The following is a 2,227-nucleotide window of genomic DNA, read 5'->3' as shown; positions in this document are numbered from 1 at the left end:
GCGCGGCGATGCGCAGCCCGTCCGACCAGCAGAGGATCCGCACCTTGACGCCTTCGCCGGCTTTTTGCAGCAGCAGCTCACCGATGCACAGCGAGTCGGCGTTGTCGCGCTTGAAGTACATCGACGGCTGGAAGCCCCAGCACACGATGTCGATGCTCTGGGTCGCCGCGAGGATGTCATCGTACAAAGCGCCGAACGTACGCTCGCCGTTGACCAGCGGCTCGAAGGTCGCGTGAGTGGGCGGGTATTCGGTGTCCTCGACGAACCATGAGGTGGTCATCACGGCGCTCATTGCCCGGGAGGTGGCAATGGGCACGGTGGCCGTGCGGGTACGGTTCTGGGTTCGGTCCATGGGTCAGTCCTTTGAGGGGGTGAAGCTGATGAAAAAGTGATCCACGGGCCTAGGCTGTTTTCGGCAAACGCAAACCGGTCGCCGGATCCAGGCCTTTCTCTTCGCTCAGGCGCTGCATCAGCTCCTCCGACGGTTGGGCCGGAGGGACGGCAGCGTCGCGGTCTTTTTTCCACTGGAAGGTTTCGTCCCAGGCTGGAAGTTTGGCCGGGGGCAGCGGGACGATCTGGTCGATGTCAGGGACTTTGGCGCCGAGGTTTTCGTAGCGGCCTATAAACTCCTTGATCAATTTGTAACGGCGAGAACGCTCGGGATCAGGCGCTAACGCCATATAGTCAAGCTGTTCAGAAGGAGAGGTAGTAATAAAACCTTTAGTCAGAAACGCAGCTGCTAACACGCTTCCATTTGCAACAGCTTTCTGAAAAGCGAAGACAGCCTCAGGATAACGACGCTTTATTTTTTGATACATTGCCGCGTCAAGACCAGCCTCTGCATGCCCCTGCTCCATAGCACACTTGTACATTTGTAGCATGATGTCTTTCGGACCATATACCCTACTCAATAAATCAGCCACATAGTACTGAGCATCCGGACTACCCAAATCTGCAGCACGACGATAATAAGCCTTGGCCTTGTCTGAATCCTGTTCAACACCGAACCCACGATCCAAGTAACGTGCCATATCGTAATAACCACCTGGTATGCCTAACGCTATCAGATCCTCCACAAGATCCAATGTTTCAACCCAAGAGTCGGGGGAGCGAGCCTGCCCGCCAGACACCAACATCTGCAAGTTAGTAGATGCTTTGTAATGTCCGTGTGCTGCTGCAATTCTATAATAACGAGCTACCTCATCGAAATCCTTGACTCCGGGCCTGAGTTGCAAATACAGCCCGTATCTATACAGGATATTCGCCACCGAACTAAGCCGCGGCAACTTATCCTCTTCATACACGCACTCAAACTTCAGACCCTCATATAACGCGTCCAAGCCCTGCACTTCTCTCACCCCATCCTCCTTATTACAACCGGCCAACACCAATAACAAAACCAATGAAAGACGCTTGAATACCCTCATGGCTAGTCTAGATGCGTACGCTTGGCGCTATCCCGAAAAAACTCGAGCAACGAAGCATAAGGCGGCTGTTTTTTATCAATAGATGCCTCCGCATTTCCTGAAACTAGAAACTTGTTCTCTTTTATTATTCGCCCCCATTCTTCAAACGCCTCCGCCGCCTTATCCTGCGCCCCCATCCCGTTCGTGTGCAGATTCCACAAATGCTTTCGCAACGGTCTGGTTACCGCCGGATCTTCCAGGCAGATATTCAGTTCACTGTCCACTTCCATGCTGCGGGTGTTGATGTTCGATGAGCCCAGTGTCGTGAACACGTCGTCGATGATCATCAACTTGCTGTGGATGTACACCGGCAGCCAGTCGTCCGGGGGTGAGTCGGGGGAGACCAGGGTGCAGATGTGGACTTTCAGGCCGGGGATGGTCTCCGGCTCGATGGGTTTGCGTTGTTCTTCGGGCAGTTGCCGTTGCAGCTCTGCCTTCTTCTTTTTGGCGTCCTCGACCCGCGCCTTGCGCTGGTTACAGAGTTTTTGCCACTCGACCTTGTCCGGAAAGGCGCGGTAGTAGTTGAGGGCGTCGAGGGATTTCTGCGCGTCGAACAGTTCGGTGGTGGCCTGATCCAGCGCCTCCTGCAGCCGCTCGTCACGTTCCAGGCGTGCCACTTGCGGCATGACCTCGGCGCGGCCCAGCGCTTCGAGCATGCGGTGCGTGTTGATGGTGCCGTCGCCCATGCCTTCGTCGCTGGCGTTGGTGACCACGAACAGGTGCACCGAGCCATGCTGGTCGTGGCTGCGGCCCCACTGCTG

Annotated in this window: 2 protein-coding genes and 1 pseudogene; all 3 read right to left on the bottom strand. The window is 55.7% G+C overall.

The features are described from left to right. Positions 1-292: pseudogene (locus tag BWR59_RS31650) on the bottom strand (phospholipase); the annotation flags it as partial. 109 nt (positions 293-401) lie between these two features. After that, positions 402-1,427, bottom strand: coding sequence for a sel1 repeat family protein (locus tag BWR59_RS31645; RefSeq protein ID WP_230982137.1), 1,026 nt, complete (start codon positions 1,425-1,427; stop codon positions 402-404). 2 nt (positions 1,428-1,429) lie between these two features. After that, a partial coding sequence (locus BWR59_RS31640) for a phospholipase D-like domain-containing protein (RefSeq protein ID WP_230982136.1) occupies positions 1,430-2,227 on the bottom strand: 798 nt, incomplete at its 5' end.

This window comes from Pseudomonas sp. Bc-h (assembly GCF_002080045.1).
In the GTDB taxonomy this organism is placed as follows: Bacteria; Pseudomonadota; Gammaproteobacteria; order Pseudomonadales; family Pseudomonadaceae; genus Aquipseudomonas.
Note: the sequence above shows the minus strand (reverse complement) of the source record. Positions and strands in the feature narration are given on the sequence as shown.

Bases quoted from the DNA above. Each gene is read 5' to 3' on its own strand.
- BWR59_RS31645 (WP_230982137.1), bottom strand. From the start codon at position 1,427: ATGAGGGTATTCAAGCGTCTTTCATTGGTTTTGTTATTGGTGTTGGCC.